This window comes from Catellatospora sp. IY07-71, from assembly GCF_018326265.1.
Lineage (GTDB): Bacteria > Actinomycetota > Actinomycetes > Mycobacteriales > Micromonosporaceae > Catellatospora.
Genome location: NZ_AP023360.1, coordinates 3,002,245 through 3,026,240 on the forward strand (window position 1 = coordinate 3,002,245; position 23,996 = coordinate 3,026,240).

General features: G+C 73.4%; 21 protein-coding genes. 10 read left to right on the forward strand and 11 right to left on the reverse strand.

From position 1 onward, the window contains the following. Nucleotides 1-6: 6 nt before the first annotated feature. From CS0771_RS13650 to CS0771_RS13660, 3 genes are all read right to left on the reverse strand, one after another. Nucleotides 7-297, reverse strand: coding sequence for a hypothetical protein (locus tag CS0771_RS13650; RefSeq protein ID WP_244870773.1), 291 nt, complete (start codon nucleotides 295-297; stop codon nucleotides 7-9). Beyond that, the gene (locus tag CS0771_RS13655; RefSeq protein WP_212841313.1) at nucleotides 294-647 is read right to left on the reverse strand and encodes a hypothetical protein; all 354 of its coding nucleotides are present in this window, start codon (nucleotides 645-647) and stop codon (nucleotides 294-296) included. The genes CS0771_RS13650 and CS0771_RS13655 overlap by 4 nt, the downstream gene beginning before the upstream one ends. Nucleotides 648-842: 195 nt before the next feature. After that, complete coding sequence (locus CS0771_RS13660; protein WP_212841314.1) at nucleotides 843-1,340, reverse strand: hypothetical protein; 498 nt, start codon at nucleotides 1,338-1,340, stop codon at nucleotides 843-845. A gap of 249 nt (nucleotides 1,341-1,589) precedes the next feature. Between CS0771_RS13660 and CS0771_RS39640 the strand changes: the two genes are divergently transcribed. Continuing rightward, nucleotides 1,590-3,890, forward strand: coding sequence for a glycoside hydrolase family 18 protein (locus tag CS0771_RS39640; protein ID WP_244870774.1), 2,301 nt, complete (start codon nucleotides 1,590-1,592; stop codon nucleotides 3,888-3,890). A 111-nt stretch (nucleotides 3,891-4,001) separates the two neighbouring features. Here CS0771_RS39640 and CS0771_RS13675 read toward each other — a convergent pair whose 3' ends face one another. After that, the gene (locus tag CS0771_RS13675) at nucleotides 4,002-4,190 is read right to left on the reverse strand and encodes a hypothetical protein (RefSeq protein WP_212841315.1); all 189 of its coding nucleotides are present in this window, start codon (nucleotides 4,188-4,190) and stop codon (nucleotides 4,002-4,004) included. 192 nt (nucleotides 4,191-4,382) lie between these two features. On the opposite strand from CS0771_RS13675, the gene CS0771_RS13680 reads away from it, so the two are divergent. The 6 genes from CS0771_RS13680 (at nucleotide 4,383) to CS0771_RS13705 (ending at nucleotide 11,936) form a co-directional block, all read left to right on the forward strand. Beyond that, nucleotides 4,383-5,600 carry a glutamate-cysteine ligase family protein gene (locus CS0771_RS13680; protein WP_212841316.1) on the forward strand — a complete coding sequence of 406 codons (1,218 nt, stop codon included), beginning with the start codon at nucleotides 4,383-4,385 and terminating at the stop codon, nucleotides 5,598-5,600. Then, complete coding sequence (egtB, locus tag CS0771_RS13685; protein ID WP_212841317.1) at nucleotides 5,597-6,901, forward strand: ergothioneine biosynthesis protein EgtB; 1,305 nt, start codon at nucleotides 5,597-5,599, stop codon at nucleotides 6,899-6,901. The genes CS0771_RS13680 and egtB overlap by 4 nt, the downstream gene beginning before the upstream one ends. A gap of 1 nt (nucleotide 6,902) precedes the next feature. After that, nucleotides 6,903-7,637 (forward strand): ergothioneine biosynthesis protein EgtC, encoded by a 735-nt coding sequence (egtC, locus tag CS0771_RS13690; protein ID WP_212841318.1) that lies wholly within the window; start codon nucleotides 6,903-6,905, stop codon nucleotides 7,635-7,637. Continuing rightward, a complete protein-coding gene (egtD, locus tag CS0771_RS13695) occupies nucleotides 7,634-8,599 on the forward strand; it encodes an L-histidine N(alpha)-methyltransferase (protein ID WP_212841319.1) in 966 nt (321 codons plus the stop codon). Before egtC ends, egtD begins: the two co-directional genes overlap by 4 nt. A 177-nt stretch (nucleotides 8,600-8,776) precedes the next feature. Next, nucleotides 8,777-9,247 carry a MarR family winged helix-turn-helix transcriptional regulator gene (locus tag CS0771_RS13700; RefSeq protein ID WP_212841320.1) on the forward strand — a complete coding sequence of 157 codons (471 nt, stop codon included), beginning with the start codon at nucleotides 8,777-8,779 and terminating at the stop codon, nucleotides 9,245-9,247. Continuing rightward, entirely contained in the window at nucleotides 9,219-11,936 is a 2,718-nt protein-coding gene (locus CS0771_RS13705; protein ID WP_212841321.1) for a PEP/pyruvate-binding domain-containing protein, read from the forward strand. The genes CS0771_RS13700 and CS0771_RS13705 overlap by 29 nt, the downstream gene beginning before the upstream one ends. Before the next feature lie 428 nt (nucleotides 11,937-12,364). On the opposite strand, the gene CS0771_RS13710 is transcribed toward CS0771_RS13705, so the two are convergent. After that, on the reverse strand, nucleotides 12,365-12,862 hold the full coding sequence (locus CS0771_RS13710; RefSeq protein WP_212841322.1) for a DUF6232 family protein: 498 nt from the start codon (nucleotides 12,860-12,862) through the stop codon (nucleotides 12,365-12,367). 60 nt (nucleotides 12,863-12,922) lie between these two features. Between CS0771_RS13710 and CS0771_RS13715 the strand changes: the two genes are divergently transcribed. Continuing rightward, the gene (locus tag CS0771_RS13715; protein ID WP_371821395.1) at nucleotides 12,923-13,411 is read left to right on the forward strand and encodes a DUF2203 domain-containing protein; all 489 of its coding nucleotides are present in this window, start codon (nucleotides 12,923-12,925) and stop codon (nucleotides 13,409-13,411) included. A 4-nt stretch (nucleotides 13,412-13,415) separates the two neighbouring features. On the opposite strand, the gene CS0771_RS13720 is transcribed toward CS0771_RS13715, so the two are convergent. The 5 genes from CS0771_RS13720 to CS0771_RS13740 all read right to left on the reverse strand — a co-directional run bounded on the left by CS0771_RS13720 (nucleotide 13,416) and on the right by CS0771_RS13740 (nucleotide 21,047). Next, entirely contained in the window at nucleotides 13,416-15,701 is a 2,286-nt protein-coding gene (locus tag CS0771_RS13720; protein WP_212841323.1) for a bifunctional diguanylate cyclase/phosphodiesterase, read from the reverse strand. Further along, entirely contained in the window at nucleotides 15,698-16,888 is a 1,191-nt protein-coding gene (locus CS0771_RS13725) for an FIST signal transduction protein (RefSeq protein WP_212841324.1), read from the reverse strand. Before CS0771_RS13725 ends, CS0771_RS13720 begins: the two co-directional genes overlap by 4 nt. Before the next feature lie 71 nt (nucleotides 16,889-16,959). Next, complete coding sequence (aspT, locus tag CS0771_RS13730; protein WP_212841325.1) at nucleotides 16,960-18,651, reverse strand: aspartate-alanine antiporter; 1,692 nt, start codon at nucleotides 18,649-18,651, stop codon at nucleotides 16,960-16,962. 64 nt (nucleotides 18,652-18,715) lie between these two features. Then, nucleotides 18,716-19,207 carry a hypothetical protein gene (locus CS0771_RS13735; RefSeq protein ID WP_212841326.1) on the reverse strand — a complete coding sequence of 164 codons (492 nt, stop codon included), beginning with the start codon at nucleotides 19,205-19,207 and terminating at the stop codon, nucleotides 18,716-18,718. Between the two features lie 85 nt (nucleotides 19,208-19,292). After that, nucleotides 19,293-21,047, reverse strand: a complete 1,755-nt coding sequence (locus CS0771_RS13740) for a substrate-binding domain-containing protein (RefSeq protein WP_212841327.1) — start codon at nucleotides 21,045-21,047, stop codon at nucleotides 19,293-19,295. 259 nt (nucleotides 21,048-21,306) lie between these two features. On the opposite strand from CS0771_RS13740, the gene CS0771_RS13745 reads away from it, so the two are divergent. After that, nucleotides 21,307-21,819: a hypothetical protein gene (locus CS0771_RS13745; protein WP_212841328.1), complete on the forward strand. Its 513-nt coding sequence runs from the start codon at nucleotides 21,307-21,309 to the stop codon at nucleotides 21,817-21,819. Nucleotides 21,820-21,960: 141 nt separating this feature from the next. On the opposite strand, the gene CS0771_RS13750 is transcribed toward CS0771_RS13745, so the two are convergent. Beyond that, complete coding sequence (locus tag CS0771_RS13750) at nucleotides 21,961-22,857, reverse strand: ADP-ribosylglycohydrolase family protein (RefSeq protein WP_212841329.1); 897 nt, start codon at nucleotides 22,855-22,857, stop codon at nucleotides 21,961-21,963. Nucleotides 22,858-23,107: 250 nt separating this feature from the next. Here CS0771_RS13750 and CS0771_RS13755 point away from each other — a divergent pair, with 250 nt between their 5' ends. Continuing rightward, nucleotides 23,108-23,995 carry an alpha/beta fold hydrolase gene (locus tag CS0771_RS13755; protein WP_212845826.1) on the forward strand — a complete coding sequence of 296 codons (888 nt, stop codon included), beginning with the start codon at nucleotides 23,108-23,110 and terminating at the stop codon, nucleotides 23,993-23,995. The last annotated feature ends 1 nt before the right edge of the window (nucleotide 23,996 follow it).

Below are 23,996 nucleotides of genomic sequence, written 5' to 3' on the forward strand. Positions count from 1 at the left end.
GGTCTCCTAGGCGCAGACGTCGTCGGTGACGCAGTCGCCGCAGCCGGAGCCGGACGTGCGGGTCTTGGTGTAGACGCCCATGGTGATGTCGCCCGAGGGGGTCACCCAGACCTGCTCCTCGACGTCGTAGTGGCCGAGCTCGGCGGCCACCTCGTCGGCGGTGCCGGGCTGCCAGTCGGCGAACAGGTAACCGAACGGCTGCCGCTCGTGGTCGGCGGGCAGCGGCTGGTCGAAGTCGTGCCCATGCGTCATCGACAGGGACGTCCGCAGTGGATTGCGGGTCAGGGTGGTCGTCATGGGACCTCTCCTCTGGTCGGGGCCGGCGAGTCGCCGGCCGCGGTCGTGGGCTGGGTCAGCCCGATGATCCCGTCCACCTCTCCGGAGAACACCCACACCAGATCCACCTCGTCGTAGTGGCCGATCGACAGGGTCAGGTCGGCCGGAGGCGCATCGGGATCGGGGCGCTCGTAGAGGTATGCCAGCGGCGAGAAGGCGCCGGTCCGGCGGTGCTCGCGCAGCCCCGGGTCGACGGCGCCGCGGACCACGAGCCGTGCGGATGCGTCCAGCTCAGGACGGTCCAGCCGCAGCACGGTGGCGGGCACGACGTCCGGGGGCGGGCTGCTGTCGCCGGTCCGGACATCGGTCATCTTCAACATCATAGAGATGACCAGAGACATGTAAAGATAGAAATTAATGCAGCCGTCGCGCGCTTGCGCCTGCCTTGATCGGGAGTTCGTGTCAGAAAGTGGGGTCTGGCCTTAGGTTTGGACACGAACTGGCGATCATCGGCATGGAAAGGCGCGGGGCAGGAGAGTTCCTGCCCCGCGTACCAGGTGATGGGGTCAGCGGCGGGGGCGGGGGCTCGGGCGGCGGCGCAGGGCGGCGACCGCACCGGCGGCTTGCGTGTGCAGGCGGGTGCCCTCCAGGCGGCGGGAGAGTGCGCTGGCCAGCCACAGCACGCCGCCGCCGAGCAGCAGCACGCCCAGCCCGGTCAGCGCCGTGGCCCCCGCGGACGGGCCGGACGTGCCCGTGCGCGGCAGTTCGTCGTCGCCACCGCCGCCGCCGTGGTCGCCGCCGTCATCCCCGCCGTCGTCGTGCCGGCGGCTGGTGGCGGACTTGGAGGGGGCCGGGTCCTTGCGCGACGGGCCGACGGACGGCGCGGTGCTGGGGGCGGCCGACGGCGTCGCCGAGTGCGTGCCGTAGCCGCGGTGCTTGGGGCGGTCGTCGGGCCGGGCACCGGCGGGCCCGGCGACCAGCAGCATCACCGCGGCGGCCGCCAGCGCCAGCAGCGCCGCGGCGAGCGCGGCGAGGGGGGCCTTGGGGGAATGCTGCCGCGTCATGTGCATGGGTCGTCCTTCGTGACCGCCCGGGGGCGGGTAGGTGGGCACGTCCGCGAAGCCCCGAGCCGGGCTGCGGCACCAACCTCTCAACGCGGCTGACCTGTGACGGATACGGGAATGTGGCGATTTGGGCTGATTAGCGGATCGGCCCGCCAGGCGTCCGTCCAGTTTAGAGCTTCATCAATCTGGCATGGACATTAACAGTTAAGAGAGTTAATAATCAGGGCCATCCATTCACGAGGAGGGCCCGTGATCAGAAGATCCCGCATCGTCTCCGCCGCCCTGTCGCTGCTGGTCGCGGGCGGTATCCTCGCCGTCGCCAGCCCGGCGTCCGCGGCCAACCTGCTGGCCAACCCCGGCTTCGAGAGCGGCGCGCTGTCGCCGTGGGCGTGCACCGGCGGCCTCGGCTCCGTGGTGAGCACGCCGGTGCGCTCGGGCACCAAGGCGCTGCAGGGCGCCGCGTCCGCCTCGGACAACGCGAAGTGCACGCAGACCGTCTCGGTGCAGCCGAGCACGGCGTACGTGCTCACCGGCTGGGTGCGCGGCAACTACGTCTACCTCGGCGTCACCGGCGGCGCGTCCACCTGGACCCCGGGCGCGGCCGCGTTCACGTCTCTGAGCGTCTCCTTCACCACCGGCGCGTCGCAGACCAGCGTCGAGGTGTACACCCACGGCTGGTACGGCCAGGGCACCTACTTCGCCGACGACCTGAGCCTGGACGGCCCCGGCGGCACCGGCGTGCCCGGCGTGCCCGGCAACCCGGCCGCGGGCACGATCACCAACACCTCCATCGCGCTGTCCTGGGGCGCCGCCAGCGGCACGGTGACCGGCTACCGGGTGTACGAGGGCACCACCGTGCGGGCCACCGTCACCGGCACCTCGGCCACCATCTCGGGCCTGGCGGCGTGCTCGGCGCACACGTACACGGTCGCCGCGTACAACTCGACCGGCGAGTCCGCCAAGAGCGGCGCGGTCAGCGCCACCACCACCGGCTGCACCAGCGTGCCGCCGACCCCGGGCGGGCTGGCCGTCACCGGCATCACCAACACCTCGATCGCGCTGTCCTGGAACGCCTCCTCCGGCGCCACCGGCTACCGCGTGTACGAGGGCACCACCCAGGTCGCCTCCGGCACCGGCACCAGCGCGACGATCAGCGGCCTGGCCGCCTGCTCGGGGCACAGCTACACGGTCGCCGCGTACAACGCCTCGGGTGAGTCGGCCAAGAGCGGGGCGGTCAGCGCCACCACCACGGGCTGCACCACGGTGCCGCCGACGCCGGGCAACCTGCGGACCACCGCGACCGCGAACAACTCCGTGTCGCTGGCCTGGAACGCGTCCACCGGCGCCACCGGCTACAAGGTGTACGAGGGCAGCACCGTCGTCGCCACGGTCACCGGCACCACGGCCACGATCAGCGGCCTGGGCACCTGCTCGACGCACGGCTACCAGGTGAGCGCGACCAACGCGGCGGGCGAGTCGCCCAAGAGCGGAGTGCTCAGCGTGACCACCACCGGCTGCGTGAACACCGGCCTGCCCAAGCACGCGCTGATCGGCTACCTGCACGCCAGCTTCGCCAACGGCTCCGGCTACCTGCGCATGGCCGACGTGCCCGCGTCCTGGGACATCATCAACCTCGCCTTCGGCGAGCCGACCTCGGTGACCTCTGGCGACATCCGGTTCCGGCAGTGCCCCGCGGCCGAGTGCCCGGGGGTGGAGAGCGAGGCGGACTTCATCGCCGCCATCCGCGCCAAGCAGGCCCAGGGCAAGAAGGTGCTGATCTCCATCGGCGGCGCCAACGGCCAGGTCCAGCTCACCAGCACCGCGGCCCGGGACACGTTCGTCAGCTCGGTCAGCGCCATCATCGACAAGTACGGCCTGAACGGCCTCGACATCGACTTCGAGGGCCACTCGCTGTACCTGAACCCCGGTGACGGCGACTTCCGCAACCCGACCACCCCGGTCATCGTCAACCTGATCTCGGCGCTGCGCACGCTCAAGTCGCGCTACGGCTCGAACTTCATCCTGACGATGGCGCCCGAGACGTTCTTCGTGCAGCTCGGGTACCAGTTCTACGGCGGCACCTGCAGCGGCTGCGACAACCGCGCGGGCTCCTACCTGCCGGTCATCCACGCCCTGCGCAACGACATCACCGTGCTGCACGTGCAGGACTACAACTCGGGCCCGATCATGGGCCTGGACAACCAGTACCACAACATGGGCGCCGCCGACTTCCACATCGCGATGACCGACATGCTCAAGGCCGGCTTCACCGTCGCCAACACCGGCATCACGTTCCCGGCCCTGCGCCAGGACCAGATCGCCTTCGGCGTCCCCGCGGCCGTCAGCGCCGGCGGCGGCTACACCACCCCCGCCCAGGTCCAGCAGGCGGTGAACTGCCTGGTCAAGAACCAGACCTGCGGCGGCTACACCCTCCGCGGCGGCACCAGCCCCGACTTCCGCGGCCTGATGACCTGGTCCATCAACTGGGACAAGTACTACGGCTGGGAGTTCTCCAACTCCCACGAAACCTTCCTCAACGCCCTCCCGTAACGCGCCCCACCCCGGCCCGGCCCGCACCCTCCGCGCGGGCCGGGCCTTCTACTGCGTTGATCATGAACTTATGGACGTGTTCGACGGCGTGTTACCACCCCGGCGCCGTGATCAGTCGAGGAGGCGGCGGCGTTTCATGTCCATGCCGCCGAGGCCGAGCGGGATGTCCGGGTCTGAGTGCTTGTCCTCGCCGGCGCTGACGGCCTCGCTGGTGCTGGTCCGCGAGTGCTCACTCGCGAAGTCGGGCTCGTCCTCCAGTGGGTCGGCCAACGCCGGCAGCGCTGTCTGTTCGGGCTGCATGTGGTCATTGTCGGCCCGCCACATCCCCGCCCACCTGCGGTATCCGCATGTTGATCACGGTCTGGGGGTAGCAACACGCCGTCGAACACGTCCATAAGTTCATGATCAACGCAGAGAAGGCGGGGTGGGGGTGGTGGGGAGGGGGTAGGTTGGGCGGTCTGGTGACTCAGGGTGTTGGGGGGTGGGCGGAGCGTGTGGGAGCAGGGGACGTTGGCGGTGGAGGCCCGGATCGCGGATCGGGCGGAGGCCGAGGGGTATGTCGCGAAGGTGTGCTTCAAGACGGGGCCGCCGGGGCGGGTGGGGATCGAGCTGGAGTGGACCACGCACCACCGGGGGGATCCGGCACGGCCGGTGGATCCGGGGGTTCTCGGCTCGGCGCTGGGGGAGCATGCCCCGCGCAGTCTGGTGCCGGACAGCCCGCAGGCTCCGCTGCCGTTCGGCGGCCGGGTCACCCTCGAACCGGGTGGGCAGGTGGAGATATCCACCGATACCAGTGACTCTCTTGCCGGTCTGCTCGACGCCACCACGGCAGATCTGGAGCAGCTGACCGGCCTTCTGGATCGTGCGGGCCTGGTGCTCGCGGGGCAGGGTTGCGACGCCCACCGGGCCGCCCGCCGGATCCTCGACACGCCGCGTTACGCGACGATGGAGCGCGTCTTCGACCGCTTCGGGCCGTACGGCAGGCAGTGGATGTGCGGCACGGCCAGCGTGCAGGTGTGCCTGGACGCGGGGCTGCCGGAGCGGGTGGGCGCGCGCTGGCGGGCGCTGCACGCGGTGGGCCCGGCGCTGGTCGCCGTGTTCGCGACCTCGCGCCGCTACGCCGGGGTGGACACGGGCTGGGCGTCCAACCGGATGCGCGCCTGCCTGGCGGCCGATCCGATGCGCAACGGGCCGCCCGCCGCCGACGGTGCGGACCCGGTGGCGGCCTGGGCCCGCCGGGTGCTGGACACCCCCCTGCTGTGTGTACGCCGCGACGGCCCGTGGGACGCGCCGGCGGGCCTGACCTTCGCCGACTGGATCGGCGGCGCGCTGAACCCGGCACCGACCTATCCGGACCTCGACTACCACCTGAGCACGATGTTCCCGCCGGTCCGGGCGCGCGGCTACTTCGAGGTGCGTTACCTGGACATGCAGCCGGGCATGGACTGGGTGGCGCCGGTGGCGCTGCTGACCGCCCTGTTCGCTCGGGAAGAGACGGTGGACGAGGCGATCGCGGTGGCGGCTCCGGCCGAGGGGCGCTGGATCCAGGCGGCCCGGCACGGGCTGGCCGACCCGGCGATCGCGGCGGTGGCCCCGCGCCTGCTGGACCTGGCCGTCGGCGCGCTGGGGCACACGGACCTGCCGGCCGCGACCGCTGAGGCGGTGAAGCAAGGGGCCGCACGGCGGCTCGGGGAGGGGAGGCTGAGATGACGACGGGACTGCGGGAGCGGGCGGCGGCGGAGCTGGCCCGGACCCGGGAGCGCAGCATCGGCCTGACCGACGCGGTGGACGACGACGACCTGGTCCGCCAGCACTCCCGGCTGATGTCGCCGCTGGTGTGGGACCTGGCGCACGTCGGCAACCAGGAGGAGCTGTGGCTGGTGCGCGACGTGGGCGGCCGGGAGCCGGTCCGCGCCGACATCGACCAGCTCTACGACGCGTTCAAGCACGCCCGCGCCGACCGCCCCGAGCTGCCGCTGCTCGGCCCCGCCGAGGCGCGGGCGTACGTGCGGCGGGTGCGTGAGCAGGTGCTGGACCTGCTGGACACGGTGGACCTGGCGGGGCGGCCGCTGGTGGAGCAGGGCTTCGCCTTCGGCATGATCATCCAGCACGAGCAGCAGCACGACGAGACCATGCTGGCCACCCACCAGCTGCGGCAGGGCGACCCGGTGCTGGTCGCGCCGCCGCCCCCGCCGTCGCGGCAGCCGGTGGCCGGGGAGGCGTTCGTCCCCGGCGGGGCGTTCGAGATGGGCACCTCGCTGGAGGCGTGGGCGCTGGACAACGAGCGCCCGGCGCACCCGGTGCACGTGCCGCCGTTCTTCCTCGACCGCGCCCCGGTGACCAACGCGCAGTACCAGGCGTTCGTCGACGCGGGCGGGTACGCCGATCCGCGCTGGTGGAGCGTGGCGGGCTGGGCGCACCGGCAGGCGGCGGGGCTGACCGGGCCGGGGCACTGGCACGGCGACGGCACGTACACCCGGTTCGGGCGGCGGGAGCCGATCGTGCCGGACGAGCCGGTGGTGCACGTGTCCTGGCACGAGGCGAGCGCGTACGCCGCCTGGGCCGGGAAACGCCTGCCCACGGAGGCGGAGTGGGAGAAGGCGGCCCGGCACGACCCGGCGACGGGGCGCTCGCGCCGCTTCCCGTGGGGCGACGACGATCCGGCGCCCGAGCACGCCAACCTGGGCCAGCACCACCTGAGCCCGGCACCGGTGGGCGCGTACCCGGCGGGGGCGTCGCCGTACGGGGTGCACCAGCTGATCGGGGACGTGTGGGAGTGGACCGCGTCGCCGTTCGGCGGGTATCCGGGCTTCGCCGCGTTCCCCTACCGGGAGTACTCGGAGGTCTTCTTCGGCGACGAGTACCGGGTGCTGCGCGGCGGCTCGTTCGGCACCGACGCGGCGGCCTGCCGGGGCACGTTCCGCAACTGGGACTACCCGATCCGGCGGCAGATCTTCAGCGGCTTCCGCTGCGCCCGCGACCCCCGCCCCGAGGAGCTGGAGCGCCGCTGACATGTGCCGCCACCTGGTGTACCTCGGACCGCCGGTGCCGCTCGCGGCGCTGCTGGTGGAGCCGCCGTACGGGCTGCAGCACCAGACCTGGGCGCCGCGGGACATGCGCGGTGGCGGGACGATCAACGTGGACGGCTTCGGGGCGGGCTGGTACACCCCCGCCGGCCCGATGCGCTACCGGCGCGCGGTGCCGATCTGGACGGACAAGAACTTCGCCGCGCTGGCCCGGGTCACCGCGGTCGGCGCGGTGCTGGCGGCGGTGCGCTCGGCGACGCCGGGCATGACGGTGACCGACGACGCGTGCGCGCCGTTCACCGCCGACGGCTGGTTCTTCAGCCACAACGGGTTCGTCGCGGGCTGGCCGGACACCATGGCCAAGCTGGCCGAGCGGCTGCCGGTGACGGACCTGCTGACCATGGACGCGCCCACGGACGCCGCGTTCGTGTGGACGCTGGTGCGTGACCGCCTGCGCGCCGGGTACGGCCCGGCCGAGGCGCTGCGCGCGACGGTGGCGGAGGTGAGCGCCGCCGCGGCCGGTTCCCGGCTGAACCTGCTGCTCACCGACGGGGAGAAGGCGTACGCGACGACCTCCGGGCACGCGCTGGCGGTGCACCACGCCGTCGGGCGGGTCCTGGTCGCCTCGGAACCCTTCGACGACGATCCAGGCTGGGTGCAGGTGCCCGACCGCCGCCTCGTGGTGGCCGGCCCTGCCGCGTACACCGTGGAGGAGCTGTGAGACTCGACGTCTACCTCACACCCGACGACCTGAGCGAACAGCTGCGGGTGGACGCCCGCGAGGGCCTCACCGCGAAGCCGAAGTGGCTGCCGCCGAAGTGGTTCTACGACGCGTACGGCAGCGACCTGTTCGAACGCATCACGAAGCTGCCCGAGTACTACCCGACCCGGGCCGAACGCGCGGTGCTGGCCGCGCACGCCGCCGACATCGCCCACGAGACCGGCGTGAAGACGCTGGTGGAGCTGGGTTCCGGCTCGTCGGACAAGACCCGGCTGCTGCTGGACGCCATGCACGAGGAGGGCACGCTGGCCCGGTTCGTGCCGCTGGACGTCTCGGAGTCGGCGCTGCGCTCGGCGGCCAAGGCGATCGACGGCGACTACCCGGAGCTGGAGGTGCACGGCATCGTCGGCGACTTCAGCCACGACCTGGACCGCATCCCGGGCGGCGGCGGCCGGATGATCGTGTTCCTGGGCGGCACCATCGGCAACCTGGCGCCGGCCGAGCGCGCGGCGTTCCTGGCCGAGGTGCGCGACGTGCTCAACGAGGGCGAGTGGCTGCTGCTCGGCACCGACCTGGTGAAGGACCCGCAGACGCTGGTCGCGGCGTACGACGACGCGGACGGGGTGACCGCCGAGTTCAACCTGAACGTGCTGCGGGTGCTCAACCGCAGCCTCGGCGCCGACTTCGACCTGACCGCGTTCGAGCACGTGGCGGTGTGGGACCCGCGGCACAGCTGGATCGAGATGCGGCTGCGGGCGCTGCGGGACATGCGGGTCGAGGTGCCCGCGCTGGAGCTGGAGGTGGGCTTCCGGGCCGGTGAGGAGATCCGCACCGAGATCTCGGCGAAGTTCGACCGGCACCGGGTGGAGGCGGAGCTGGCCAAGGCCGGGTTCGCGGCGGAGCACTGGTGGACCGACCCGCAGGGCCGGTTCGCGGTGACGCTGGCGCGCGCCGTGGAGTAGCCGGCTCGTCCCCGGCGGCGGTGGCGGTGATCTCACCGCCACCGCCCTGTCGTCGGCCCTGGCGGGTGAGAGGGCTCACCGCCGCGCGCAATTCAACGCTGTTGACTTAAGCCCCAGCGGTGGGGCTATGCTTGTGTTCACGCATTAGTTGCGGATCCGCAAGCAAATGGAGTCGCCGTGGCCACCCAGCACGATCGGCTCGCCGAGGACATCGGCCTGTTCCGGCGGGCGCTCATCCCGGACTTCCTGCTCGGCCTGCTGCGCCGGATGGGCGACACCGAGCCCAACCTGCTCCAGATGGCCACGCTGTACGTGCTCGACACCGGCCCGTACCCGACCGTGCGCGATCTCGCCGGTCAGCTCGGCCGGTCGATGTCGGTGACCAGCCGGCTGATCGACCAGATGGTGCGGCGGGGCTGGGTGGCCCGGGACGAGGACGCCGCCGACCGGCGCGCGAAGCGGCTGCGGATCACCGACCCGGGCCGGGACTACCTGCGCTCCTTCGAGCGGGTGCGGGCCCAGGCCCAGCGCGAGCTGATGACGTATCTGACCGACGAGGAGCAGCGCGTGGTCACCGAGGCCATGGCGCTGCTGGGCAAGGCTTCCAGGAGGCACCTCGATGAGCGAGCGCACCATGCCGGCCGCTGACACCCCGACCGGCGGCCCGGCCGGGCTGGTCCTCGACTTCGCCGGCATCGACGCGGGCATGCTCGCCGTGGTCGGCGGCAAGGCCGCCAACCTGGGCGTGCTCACCCGGGCCGGGCTGCCCGTCCCGCCGGGCCTGTGCCTGACCACCGAGGCGTACCGGGTGGTCGCCGCGTCGGCGCACCTCGACGAGGTGTACGCGGCGCTGGCGCGTACCGCCAAGGAGGACGTGCCCGCGCTGACCGCGCTGGCGGGACGGGCCCGCGCGGCGCTGCTGGCCGCACCCATCCCGGCGGAGATCGCCGACGCGGTGGCGGCCGGCTACGCCCGGCTCGGCGACGACGTGCCGGTGGCGGTGCGCTCCTCCGCCACCGCCGAGGACCTGCCGTTCGCCAGCTTCGCCGGGCAGCAGGACACCTACCTCAACATCGTCGGCGAGGACGCGGTGCTCGACGCCGTATGCCGCTGCTGGGCGTCGCTGTGGACCGACCGGGCCGTGGTCTACCGGGCCGTCAACGGCATCGACGACCGCACCGTGCGGCTGGCGGTGGTGGTGCAGCGCATGGTCGACTCGGCCGTGGCGGGCGTCATGTTCACCGCCGACCCGGTCACCGGCCACCGGCACCGGGCCGTCATCGACGCCGGCCCCGGCCTCGGCGAGGCGGTCGTGTCCGGGGCGGTCAACCCCGACCACTTCGTGGTGGACACCCCGCGGCGGGCCATCCTCGACCGGCGCCTCGGCGACAAGCGGCTCGCGATCCGCTCGCTGCCCGGCGGCGGCACCGAGCACGTCACCCTGGACGGCGGAGCGGACCAGGCGTGCCTGTCGGACGCGCAGGTGCTGGCCCTGGCCGAGCTGGGCGAGCGGGTCGAGGCGCACTACGGCGCGCCGCAGGACACCGAGTGGGCGGTCGACGGCGGGGGCACGCTGTGGCTGACCCAGGCCCGTCCGGTGACCACGCTGTTCCCGCTGCCGGAAGGGGCGCCCGCGGCCGGCGCGGACACCAGGGTCTACTTCTGCTTCAGCGTCGCGCAGGGCGTGTTCCGCCCGATCACGCCGATGGGCATGGCCGCGTTCCGGGTCATCGCCTCCGGCGGGGCGGGGCTGTTCGGGTTCCCGGTGGCCGATCCGCTGGCCGGACCGGCCGTGTTCGCCCCGGCGGGGCAGCGGGTGTTCCTCGACGTGACCACGGCGGTGCGCAGCACCATGGGCCGCACGCTCATCCCGAAGATCCTCGGGGTGATGGAGGCCCGCTCCGGTGCGGCGATCAGCGGCCTGTTCGGCGACCCGAGGCTGTCGAACACCCGCCGCTCGCGGCTGCCGTTCGTACGCCGGGTGGGCCGGGTGGCGGTGAAGTACCGCATCCCGCTGCGGCTGCTGCGCACGCTGGCCAAGCCCGGGCGCGGCCTGGCCGACGTGGACGCCGTCGGCGGCGAGCTGGACCGGCTGCTCACCGTGCCGCCGGGCGCCACGGCCGCGCAGCGGCTGGACTTCGTGCAGCGCACCCTGCAGGCGGAGGTGGTGCACCTGGTGCCGCGGGTGATGCCGGTGGCCGCGGCCGGGTTCGTCGCACTCGGGATCGCCGACCGGCTGCTCGGCGCGGACGCCGCCGTCGGCGACGTGCAGGCGGTGCTGCGGGGCATCCCCAACAACGTCACCACCGACATGGACCTGGAGCTGTGGGCGCTGGCCGTGCGGCTGCGCGCCGACGCGCCGTCGGCGGCCCTGTTCGCCGGGTCCACGGTGGACGAGCTGGCGCACCGGTACACGGCGGGCACGATGCCGCCGGTGGCGCGGGACGGCGTCGCCGCGTTCCTGGCGCGCTACGGCCACCGTGCCGTGGCCGAGATCGACCTCGGCATGCCGCGCTGGTCCGACGACCCGCGCTACATCCTCGGCGTGCTCGCCAACTACCTGCGCATGGACCCCGGCGACCCCGCGGTGCTGACCCCGGACCGGCTGTTCGCGCAGGGTGCGGCCGAGGCCGAGGCGATGGTGGAGACCCTGGCGGGGCGCGCCTCGCGCCGGGGGCGGCTGCGCGGCCGGGCGGTCCGTACGCTGCTCGGCCGGGCACGTGCCCTGGCGGGCGTACGCGAGCTGCCGAAGTACTACATGGTGCGGGTGATCGCCGCGTGCCGGGCGCAGCTCGCCCTGGTCGGGGCGGAGCTGGCCAAGGAGGGGCGGCTGGCCGAGGCGGGCGACGTGTACTTCGTCGACCTCGCCGAGGCGCGCGCCGGGCTGGCCGGCACCGACCTGCGGGACCTGGTCGCGCGGCGGCGCCACGCGTACGACGAGGAACTGCGCCGCAGGCACATCCCCCGGGTGCTGCTGTCCGACGGCACCGAACCCGGGGTGGCCCCGGCGGCGGCCGCCGACGGCGCGCTGACCGGCACCCCGGCCTCGGCCGGGCAGGTCACCGGCGTGGCCCGGGTGATCATGGATCCGGTCGGCGCCCACCTGGAGCCCGGCGAGATCCTCGTCGCCCCGTCCACCGACCCCGGCTGGACCCCGCTGTTCCTCACCGCGGGCGGCCTGGTCATGGAGATGGGCGGGGCGAACTCGCACGGCGCCGTGGTGGCCCGCGAATACGGCATCCCCGCCGTGGTCGGGGTGCCGGACGCGACCGGCCGGATCACGACCGGGCAGCTGATCACCGTCGACGGCGCGGCGGGCACCGTCACGCCGTCCTGACCATTCCTGCCTGCAGGGCGGCCGTCCACCCCTGGTACGGCCGCCCTGTCACCGTTGCGAACGAGTGTGCTTTGGCGAGCACGCCCTCCCACAGTCCGCCGTTACCGACAGACGCTCCCCGTCTGATCCGCCGAAACGGAGCGGGGTTGACGCTTCACCGACCACAGCCGGCACACGTGCCGGTCTTACGCCGTCTCCACGTCCGTTCGACCCCGAGGGTCAGGTTCCCGAGGCACTCCCGGTACCGGCGTTTTTCACCTGCCGCCGCAGGACCCGCAAGTGCCGGACGAGTTCGGGTCTCGCCCGCCCGGCACCACGAACTTACCATCAGCACTGTCGCAAGTGGACTCTCATGTAGGTGTCACCCATCGGCTGGCAGCCCGCCCTCGCGGCATGGCCCCGGGGTGACTCTGACGGACAGCAGGGTCTCAATGGCCGAGGGCGCGTTGCAGGGCGCGGTAGATCTTCCCGAAGCGGGTCGCGTCGTCGCAGCGCATCAGCAGGATCTGGGTGGTGTCCGTCTCGGCCCAGATCTCGTAGATGGCGTTGCCCCGGTCGTAGCTGTCGTCGACCCGGTGCAGCGCCCACTCCCACACCAGCGGCACCAGCCCGACCACCAGCAGCAGCACCGCGACCAGCAGCAGCGTGTTGCGGGGGACGGGCAGCCGACCCACCGCGGCGGCCAGCCTGGTCTCGCCGTACGCCGAGGCGGCCAGCCCCACGAGCGCGACCAGCCCGGCCACGGCGCTCAGCAGCATCAGGGTGTTCAGCACCCCGCGGCCGGCCGTGCGACGGCGGACGCGCCAGTCCGGGCGTTCCTGGCGGTGCCAGACGTAGCGCAGCTCGGCCAGCCGGAACCGGCGGCCCTCGATCTGCACGTACGTCGAGGTCACCGCCACCGTCTCGTCGCGGTAGTAGGTGAGCACGTCCCCTCCGACGCTTCAGCGTTCTCTAAGGGTCGCGCAGAGTGACGGAGTCGTACGTGAGTGAATGTCACTCCTCCGCTGCGCGACCGTCCGGACCGGATGATCCACGCGGCGCTGCGGAGGCCGGCCCCGCGTGGCGAGGGCGCGCCGACCGTGGCGGGCGCGGCCGCCGGGCGCGGCTCCGACATACTGGTGGCCATGTTCACGCTCGACGAAGCGCGCGCCCGCCTGGCGGAACTGCTGCCCCGGCTGGAGGAGCTGGTCGGCGTCCGCGCCGACCTGGCCGAGCTGCGGGCCGATCTGGACACCGGCGCGCAGAGCGAGCTGGGCGGCCTGGCCGAGGCCAAGGCGCTGGAGGCGCGGCTCTACGCCGGGCTGGAGGAGATCGCCGAGCAGGACATCGAGGTCAAGGGCTTCGCCCCGCTGCTGCTCGACTTCCCCGGCGAGCTGGACGGCCGCCCGGTGCGCTGGTGCTGGCTGGAGGGCGACACCGGCATCGACTGGTATCACCGCAGCGACACCGGCTTCGCCGGCCGCAGGCCCTGCTGACCCGTCAGCGGGCGTTGCGGGCGCGGGCGGGCATCTGCTCCTGGGGGCGGAGCAGCAGCCCGGCCTGGGCCGCGGGCAGCGGGCGGGAGAGCAGGTAGCCCTGGCCGAGGCGGCAGCCGAGGGCACGCAGGGCGGTGCGCTGCTCCTCGGTCTCGATGCCCTCGGCGATGGCGACCAGGCCGAGCGAGTCGGCGATGGCCAGGATCGCCCGCACGATGCTGAGGTCGAGGTGGCCGCCGGTGACGCCGCTGACGAACGACTTGTCGATCTTCAGGATCTCGATCGGCAGGCGCTTCAGGTAGGCCAGGTTCGAGTACGCCGTGCCGAAGTCGTCCAGCACCAGGTGCACCCCGGCCGCGCCGAGCGCGGAGGCGTACTCGGTGACCTCGTGGCGCAGGTAGCTGTGCTCGGTGATCTCCAGCCAGATGTCGGCGGGGTGCAGCCCGGCGGCGCGGATGACGCCGAGGGTGCGCTCGGCCGCGTGCGCCTGGTGCAGCTGCACGGGCGACAGGTTGACGCTCATGCCCAGGCCGCGGCCCTCGGGCAGGCGGTGCCACTGGGCGAGCTGGCGGCAGGCCTGCTCCATGACCCACTGGCCGATCTCGACGATCGCGCCGCTCTCCTCGGCCAGCGGGATGAACACGTCGGGCGGCACGTTGCCGTGGTGCGGGTGGGTCCAGCGCAGCAGCGCCTCGAAGGCGACGATCGCCCGGCTGTCCAGCGCGAAGATCGGCTGGTACGCCAGGTGCAGCTGGCCGCGGTCACGGGCGAGCAGCAGCTCGGAGCGCAGGTCGAGGCGGTCCCGGGAACGGTGTGAGGCGTCCTCGTCGAACACCTCGACCTGGCCGCTGCCGCGGCCCTTGGCCACGTACATGGCGGCGTCGGCGTCGCGCAGCATGGCGCTGGGCGTGGTGCCGCCGCGTACGCCGAGCACGCCGCCGATGCTGCAGGAGACGTGCACCCGCTCGCCGCTGACCGTGAACAGGTCGTTGAGGTCGGCGCAGACGCGGCCGCCGATCTCGGCGACCTCGGCCAGCTGCTTGATCCGGTCGAGCACGATGACGAACTCGTCGCCGCCGAAGCGCGCGAGCAGGTCCTCGGGCCGGATGCCGCGCCGCAGCCGCTCGGCGACCTGGAGCAGCAGCTCGTCGCCGGCCTCGTGGCCGAGCAGGTCGTTGACCGCCTTGAACCCGTCCAGGTCGCAGAACAGCACGCCGACCCGGGACCGGTCCTCGGCGCTCAGCAGCCGGTCCAGGTGGGACACCAGGGCGCTGCGGTTGGCCAGGCCGGTGAGCGGATCGCGGGTCGCCCGCTCGGCGAGCGTGCGGTAGAGCTCGGCGTTGGTCAGCGCGACGCCGAGATGGTTCCCGAAGATCGTCATTATCTCCAGGGTGCCGCGGGCGAACGGGCGGGGCCGCTCGCGCCCGGCATAGAGCAGCGCGGTCGGCCCGTGCTCGCAGGTGACGGCGACCCGCAGCACCTCGGCCAGCCCGGCGCCGCAGCCGGGCGGCTCGTCGACGGCGGCGGCCGGGCGCGGCCAGCCCTGCACCTGCGCCGCGGGCAGCCCGCGGTGGGCGCGCAGCTGCGCCTGGGTGCCCTCGACGGTCACCACCCAGGACCGGTCGGCCCGGGTGAGGCGGAGCAGCAGATCGGCGGCGGCGCTCAGCAGCGGCTCGGCCTCCAGGTGCCGGGTGAGCAGGTGGCCGAAATGGGCGAGCTGCTCGATGGTGGCGTTGTGCTCGCGCTCCTGCAGCGCCAGGTGCAGCCGGCCCGCGACCGACGACAGGATGCGCAGGTCGGCCACGGCGAACGGGCGGTCGCTGGTGCGGAACAGGATGAGCAGGGTGTCGGCGTAGGGCTCGCTGGACAGCGGGATCCAGGCCGCCGAGCGGATGCCGAGCCGGCTCACCGAGCCGGGCGCGTCCGCGCCGCGTACGCCGCCGCCGACGGCGACCGGGGCGGCTCCCGACAGCGCGGCCAGGGCGGACTCGCCGGCCGTCCAGCCGTCGGTGAAGCCCGGGTCGTCCTCGGGCAGCCCGCACGATCCGGTGACCACGAGCCGGTCGCCGGCCAGCTGCGCCATGCAGACCACGTCCGTGAAGAAGACGTCGGACAGGACGGCGAGCAGGTCCTCCATCAGCTCATCCGGGCCGCCGGGCTGGCCGAGCAGCGCGAGCAGCTGGATGAGGCGGGTGGTGTCGCGGTACGCGTCGCGCGCCGCCTCGGACGCGGCGGCCAGCTGCCGTTTGAGTTCCTGGACCTCGTTCTCGCCGGTCACAGGCGCCCTCACAGCGCGATCGCGGTCAGCGTGGCGTTGTGGTATCCGGCGACCCGGGTGGTCCGGGCGAACTCGCCGTAGGTGTAGAAGCCGAACGTGGTGACGTCGCCCGCGGCGGCCTGGATGCGGGCGGCCTCGACGGGCCCGCGCTCGGCCAGCACGTCGAGGCGCGCCACGCAGCTGAACGCGAGCAGCACCGTGGCGTCGCGGCCGGCCACCGCCTGCTCGACCACGTCCTCGGTGACGCGCAGCAGGTCGTCCGGGGCGCAGGCGACGATCTGGACCGGCGCGTACGGCGGCAGCGGCGTGAACGAGCGCAGCCGCCCCTCGGGGTCGATGTACGCGCCGCGGATGAGCTTGCCGCCGTCCGGCTCGATCAGGCCGAACGCGTACGCCGACAGGTAGCCGGGGGCGGGCCGGACCAGGCCGGGCCGCTCGTAGTTGACGTCGTCGTGGAAGTGCTCGCGGAACACCTCGGCCGCGGGCCGCCCGGCGATCTCCTCGATGACCAGGCCGTCCGATCTGGTCACCAGCAGCGGCAGGCTCACGTCGTGCCAGCCGTGCTCGGCGACGACGGTGAGCGGCTCGGGCGCGGCGATCCACACCGCGGTGGCGCCGCCGTCGGTGTAGACCTGGTCGCCCTCGAACACGCAGGTCCGCACGAGCAGCCGGTCGTCGCCCGCGCCGCCGCCGACCACCGGCACGGCCGCGCCGACCACCTTGTGCACGCCGGTGAGCAGCTCCTGCTGGTGCCCGGCCAGCCCGGTGGTGAGCAGCAGCACCGCGGCGTGCGGGGACGGCTCGGGTCCGGCCGCCGCGCGTGCGGCGCGGGCCAGGCGCTGCCCGGCGCCGACCGGCTCGTCGCGGACCCCGGTGACCGAGGCGACGCCGAACCGGTACGGCCCACCGGTGAGGGCCAGCACGGACACCCCGATGCCGGGCGTGATCAGGCGGCCGTCGTGGAACTGCCCGCTGGTGGTGCAGCCGACCAGCGGCGCCTGCCCGGTCTCGGCGCGCACCGCGTGCAGCAGGGCGATCAGGTCGTAGGAGACGGAGGCGTACACGATGAACAGCGCGGCGGGCTGCCCGCCGAGCGCGGCGACGGCGGTACGTACGGCCGTCCCGCCCGCCTCGGCCGGGTCCGCGGACTCGCTGAAGCCCACTCCCGCTCGCAGCCGCGTGTCCGGCTGCGATGTCACGGAATCGTGATCGAGCCGCCTCACACAGTGACGATAACGCGGCGGCGGGGCGTCCAGCCATGGATCATCGCTCAAGGCAGCGCCCCGGTGAGCGCCACGATGACCGGTCCGAGCAGCGGCAGGATCACCGCGGAGAAGGCGTACACGATGGTGTAGGACAGCAGCGGGGTGTTGTTGCCCGCCTCCTTCTGCGCCCCGGTCACGGCCGGGGTGCTGCACTGCTGGCCCGCGATCACCCCGGCGACCAGCGGCGCGGGCAGGTGCATCAGCTTCACCGCGACCCACACGCTCAGCAGCGCGGGAAGCGCCGTCACCAGCACCGCCACCACCGGCAGCAGCACGCCGTACTGCTTGATCAGGACCAGCGCGGAGGGGCCGGCGCTCAACCCGACCGCGCACACGAAGGTGGCCAGCCCGAACTGGCTGATCATCTGCGCGGCGGCCGGGTGGTACTGCCCGTAGGTGGGGCGGCGGGCCCGCAGCCAGCCGCAGAGCAGCCCGGTGAACAGGCAGCCGCCGCCGAGCCCGAGCGACAGCGGCACCCCGCCCACGGACACCGACAGCTGCCCCAGCAGCAGCCCGGCGACGACGCCCAGCGAGATGAAGGCCAGGTCGGCCTTGACCGAGGCGTCCACGCGCACGCCCAGCCGGGAGGCGTGCGCGGCGAGGTCCGCCGCGGCCCCGGTCAGCCGCAGGGTGTCGCCGGGGTTCACGCCGGTGTACGGCTTCACCGGCAGCTCGTGCTCCATCCGGGAGACGCCCGTGATGAACACGCCGTGCCGGTCCTTCGGCGGGATCTCCTCGTGCAGCCGGTCCAGCGTCCAGCCGCGGAAGCGCGGGTCGGTGATGACGACGTCGGCCGTCTCCAGGGTCATCGGGTGGCCGCCGCGGCCCAGCGTCTCCGGGCCGAGCACGTGCTCGCCGTGCAGCAGCGCCGACCGGTGGCCCACGACCAGCACATGGTCGCCGGTGCGCAGCACGGTCTCGGGGCCGTGCACGACGATGTCCTCACCGCGGCGCAGCCGCTCCACCGCCGCCTCCGCGCCGAGTGCCTGCTCGGCGGTGGCGACGGTCATGCCGTCCCCGGCGGTGATCCGGAAGATCCGCCCGACGAAGCCGGGCAGTGCGGCGACCGAGCCCTCCGGGCGGTCCCCGCCGCCCAGCTGCTCCCACAGCCGGGCCGCCTCCTCGCGCATGCCCACCCGCATCAGCAGCGGCACGCCCTGCGCGGTGAGCAGCACGATCGTGATCAGGCTGAAGATGTAGACCACCGAGTACGCCGTGGCGAGGTTCGCCTGCAGCTGATGGATCTGCGCCGGAGGAAGGTTCAGCGCGCCGAGCGCCTCGCCCGCGGTGCCCAGCGTCGACGACGACGTGGTGGCCCCGGCCAGCAGCCCGGCCGCGGTGCCCCGGTCCAGTCCCATCAGCACGGTCGCCAGGCAGGTCAGCGCGATCAGGGTGAGCATCTGGATCGCGGTGAACACGGCGTAGCGCAGCGCCTTGCGGTTCAGGCTCGCGAAGAACGACGGCCCCGCCATGTAGCCGAGGGTGAAGATGAACAGCGCGAACGCGACGTTGCGCAGCTCCGGGTCGAGCGTGACGCCGAGCTGGCCGATCACCAGCGCGACCAGCAGGGTGCCCGCGATGCCGCCGAGGCTGAGCTTCCACACGCGCAGCCGGCCGAGCGCGAAGCCGAGCCCGAGGCAGATGAACAGAGCCAGCCCGGGAGTGCTGCGCAGCAGTTCGGTGACCCTGTCGAGCACCCCGCACGCTCCACCCTGTCCCGAGGCCTGAGTTCACCTCATATTAGGACAAAGCGGATCAGGGTCACGGCATCTCCACCGTCTCCGCCCGCGCGATCTCCGCGAACGCCGCGGCCAGGTACGGCTCGAAGCGCCGCCCCGACCCCGTCAGCAGGTATGCCAGCAGCACCGGCGCGTGCCAGGCGAGCAGGCGCGGGTCCGGCCGAGCCGCGCCGTCCTCCTGCTGGTGTACGCCCAGCGCGCCCGTCAGCACCACGACCAGGCTGTCCACGTCCAGCTCGGCGGTCCACGCCAGGGTGTCGCGCACGCAGCGCTCCAGCACGTCCTGCACGTCCTCCCCGGACAGCCCGTCCGGATGCAGATCCTCCAGCAGCGCCCGGACCGTGCTGCCCAGCACCACGCCGACGTGCTCCGGATCGCAGGCCGCCAGCTCGTCGGCGGCCTCGCGCAGCCCCTGCTCGTCGCGCGCCCGAGCCGCGTCCACGGCCGCGACCGCCGCCTCCGCGATCCGGCGCGCCGCCGACGGCAGCCGCCGCAACTCCCCGCTCAGGCCCATCCCGAGATCCCCTCATTCATGATCGAAGCTCCCACCCCGCTGTTCTAACAGCATGGTGGGAGCTTCGATCAAGGGCGGCGCGGGGTCAGCTGCCGGTCTGGGCGGAGCGGAGGGAGATGGCCTTGAGGAAGACGTCACCGATCTTGGCGGGGTCCTTGGCGGAGAAGACGCCGCCACCGGTGACCTTCGTGATCTTCTGCAACGGCTCGGCCTTGACGTCGCCGATGGTCAGGATGATCACCTGGATCGGCCGCTGCGGGTCGGCGGTGTCCTTCAGCTTCGCCAGCAGCGCCTCCAGCGAGATGCCGTTGTCGTCGTCGTTGTCGCCGTCGGTCATCAGCACGATCGAGTTGACCCGGCCCGGGTCCCAGTCCTTCTGCACGGCCTGGTACGCGGCGAGGATCGTGTCGTACATGCCGGTGTCGCCGTCGGGCTTGGGTGTGATGGACCCCAGCGCCTGGAGCATCCGCGTCCGCTGCGAGGACAGCGGGCCGATCGGCACCTGCTGCTTGTAGTCCTTCGCGCCGTCCAGCTCGGTGGAGAAGGTCCACAGGCCGACCGCCCACGAGTCGTCGAACAGCCCCAGGCCGCGCCGCGACGCCTCCAGGGTGATCTGGGCACGGGTGGCGCCACCGGCGGTGGGCACCTTGGTCAGCATCGAGCCGGACACGTCGATGACGGCCAGCATCCGGGCGGGCAGCGTGACCGCGACCCAGGTCGAGAGCACCCGGTCCACGGCGGCGGTGGCGGCCGGGGCGGTCGGCGACGCGGCGGGCGCGGGCACCGTGGCGACCTCGGGCGCGCCGGTCGGGGTGGTCACCCCGGCGCCGAACGAGCCGTCCGGGCCACGCAGACCGATCTTGGCGAGCCGGTCGCGGAACGCGGGCTCGCGCAGCGCCTCCAGGAAGCGGCCGGCCGCGGCCTGCCGCTTGGCATCGATGCCGGGCATCATCGCGTACGGGTAGTCCAGCGCGATCGGCGCGGGCTCCAGGTAGAGACCGGCCAGCGGCACCGGCGGCTGCGCCGCGTTGTACGCGATGACGGCCTGCTCCGACAGCGGCGCCGCGCCCAGTGCGGAGGCGACCGCGGCGGGGTCGTTGGAGCGCGGGAAGCGGGCCAGCACGTCCTGGCGCAGCGCGGAGCGCCCCGCGGCGAGCGTGCGCAGCGCGCCGGTGGTGGCGGCCTGCGCGTTGGGCGAGGAGTTGGCGGTGCTCGCGAGCGCCAGCAGTCCGGACAGGCCGGCGGCGTCGCGGGTCGGCTCCACGATGCCCACGCGCATCTTGGTGCCGGAGGTCATCTGCTGGAGCAGCGCCTGCCAGGTCAGCTTGGCCGTCGGCCAGCCCAGCGCCTTGGCGGCGGGCTCGGCCATGGCCACCACGACGGGGCTGCGCGCGATGGACGGCGCCTCCTGGACCGCGGTGTTGGGCGAGGCGGCGGTGACCCGGGCCAGCCAGGTGGCCGAGTCCGGGATCCACACGTCCGGCACCTGCGTGCTGCCGTTGGGCTGGCCCACCCCGGTCAGCGTCAGCCCGCGCAGCGACGCGACGGCCGCGGCGACGTCGGCCGGGTCGGCGGTGACCACGTCCACGGCCACGCAGGCGCCGTCGACGGCGGCCTTCTGCTCGGTGAGCGCGGCAGCGGTGTCCTTCAGCGCCGGAGCGATCTCGGCGGGTGCGGCGACCGTCAGCGAGGCGGACCCGGAACACCCGGGCTCGGCGAGCTGGTCGTACACGATGAAGGCACCCGAGACCACGAGCGCGACCGCGAACACTGCGGCGACGGCGCTGAGGGCGGGGTGGATACGGCGAACGTTGCGATGGCGGCCCGGCACAGCAGACATGTTTCGTCAACGTGAAGGCGGCTCGCCACATACGTTCGGCCGAATGTTACCGGTCGGGAATGACGGGACCCGGCCTGCTGGGCTGCGGTTCGGTGCTAACTCGGCGGAAAGATCAACCGTTACTCCTTCCGACGGACGGGGAAAACGCCCGTCCCGTCCCATTACTTGGGAGTAGCTGGGGGATATGTCGATGTGGGCGGGTCGGCGGGGGCATGCCGCCGGGAGCGGCGGGGGTGACGGGGTTGGCCGCGCGGCAACGATGGTCGTCGATGACCCTCCGTATAGTGACATTCGTCACGATGGCCTGGTCGCGCCGGAGACCGACCACGCAGAGTCACCAGACGCGAGCGCAGGGTTCGGTGAGCCGGCCGCCGTCGAGACGACCCGGGCCCGGCTGCTCAGCTTCACGCCGTACCAGCCCAAACGCGACCGGCTGTGCACCGACACGGCCGCGCTGCTGCGGCCGCTGGTCCGGGCCGGGGTCATCGACACCTGGGCCACCGACCACAGCTATCCCAGCCACCGCGCGTGGCGGCTGCTGCCCTCCCGGCTGGCCCTGCCCCGGCAGCTGCCGCTCGACGGCTACGTCGAGCCCGACGGCGGCATCACCCTGTTCCCGCTGCCCGAGGCGTACGACGAGGCGCCGCTGTGCATGCTCGACTGGGTCATCGACTGGACCGCCACCGGTGGCCTGGACAGCCACTGGTGGACCACCGCCGTCCACGTCACCACCTCCGTCGGCCTCCCCGCCACCGGCACCGTCCGTCCCTGACCCACCCGGCCTGATCCGCCCGGCGGCCTCGGCCCGCGGGGGGCTTGGCCAAGATCGGTGTCTCGTGTCAGAACCTGAGGTTGAGCCCCAGGTTCTGACACGAGGCAGCGATCTTGCCCCTATGTGCGTGGCGGGGGTGGATCAGGAAGGCTGGGTCACCCAGGTGGGGAGGGGTTCGCAGGCGGTCAGCCAAGGGGTGGGCACGGCGTCGAGGCCGGTGCGGGCGGCGACGATGCCCCCGACGATGGCGCAGGTGGTGTCGATGTCGCCGCCGGCCGACGCGGTCGCCCAGAGCGCCTCGGGCAGGTCGTCGAGGTGGCGGGCGGCGCACCAGATCGCGTACGGCACCGTGTCCGGCGCGGAGATGCGCAGGCCACAGCCCACCTGCCCGGCCACCCACGCCGGCGCGCGGTCGAACGGCAGCCGGGTCACCTGCCGCAGGCCCGCAGCGACCTCGCCGTCGGGGGTACGCGCCAGCACGCTCTCGATCAAATCGGCGGCGCAGGTGCCGGTCGCGGCCAGTGCGGCGGCCACGGCCACCGCGACGGCCCCGGCGGCGGCCTCCGGGTGGGCGTGGGTGACCTCGGCGGACTCCCGCGCCTGGGCCACGACCAGGTCCAGGTCGCCGCTGAACCAGGCGCCCAGTGGCGCGACCCGCATCGCCGTGCCGTTGCCCCACGAGCCCTGCCCGCCGAACTGCCGCCGGGTGACCTCGTGCCAGTGCTCGCCCTCGTGCACGGCACGCAGCACGCCGTGCATGGACGGGCCGTAGTTGCGGTACGGGTCGGCGTCGTACGCGCTCGCGAAGGCGGCGGCCAGCTCGTCCTGGCGTACCTCGCCGTGTTCGGTGAGCATCCGGTACAGCGACAGGGCCATGGCGGTGTCGTCGGTCCAGGGCCACGGGCCGGGGCGCAGGTGCCGTTCGCGCAGCAGCTCCTCGACCCGGTCGGCGGGCTGGAAGAACCACGTCTCGCCGAAGGCGTCGCCCAGGGCGAGGCCGCGCAGCGAGTCCAGCGCGGCAGTCCGGTGCGGGGTCATCCTCCGATGATCTCCTGCGCCGCAACCGGTTTGCCCCACTCCGCGCTAGGCGCCCGGCCCTCGTCGCCCGGCCCTCGTCGCCCGGCCGTCGGCGCCCGGCGCTGGGCCAAGATCGCGGTCTCGTGTCCAAACGTCGGGTCCAGCCGCACTTTTCGACACGAGATCGCGATCTTCGCGCCGGGCCGCGGGTGGCGAAGCGGCGATCTTGGCTGGTCAGGGGTGTGTGCGGCGGCAGAATCGAGCCGTGGACTTGGTGCTGGCGGAGCCGGAGCGGGTCGGGCAGGTGGGGCTGGCGGACGGGCGGCGTCTCGGCTGGGCCGAGTGGGGGCCGGCCGGCGGCGTCCCGGTGCTGTTCTGCCCGGGGGCGGGCACGAGCCGCCGGCTCGGGTTCGGGGCGGACGTGGCGGACGCGCTCGGCGTACGCCTGATCTCGCTGGACCGGCCCGGGCTGGGCGCCTCGGATCCGGCGCCGGGGCGGACGCTGACCGATTGGGCCGCGGATGTGGCCGGGTTCGCGGCGGCCAGCGGGGCGGCCCGCCCGGCGGTGGTCGGCTTCTCGCAGGGTGCGCCGTTCGCGCTGGCCTGCGCCGCGGCCGGGGTGGTGAGCGCGGCCGCGCTCGTGTCCGGCACGGACGAGCTGGCCCGGCCGGAGGTCGCGGCCCGGCTGGAGCCGCAGCTGCGCTGGCTGGTGAGCTCGGCCGACGACGATCCGGACGAGGCCGAGGCCTATTTCGCGCAGCTGGACGCCGGGCGCCTGCGGCACCTGGTGACGTCGATGAGCGGCGACGCCGACCGCGCCGTGTACGAGGATCCGGCGTTCGCCGCGGCGTTCCGGCGCGCGCTGGCCGAGGGCTTCGCGCAGGGCCCGGCTGGGTACGCCCGGGACGCGCTGCTGGCGATGCGCCCGTGGCCGTTCGACCCGGCCATGATCGAGGTGCCGGTCGAGTTCTGGTACGGCGGGCAGGACACCAGCCCCGTGCACTCACCCGACTTCGGCGAGTCGCTGGCCGCCCGGATCCCGCACGCGCGCCGCCACCTGCTCGCCGAGGCGGGCGGGGCGCTGCTGTGGACCCACGCCGAACGCATCCTCACCTCCCTGCTCCGCCTCACCGGCGCCCTCCCACCCGCCGACCAGTAAG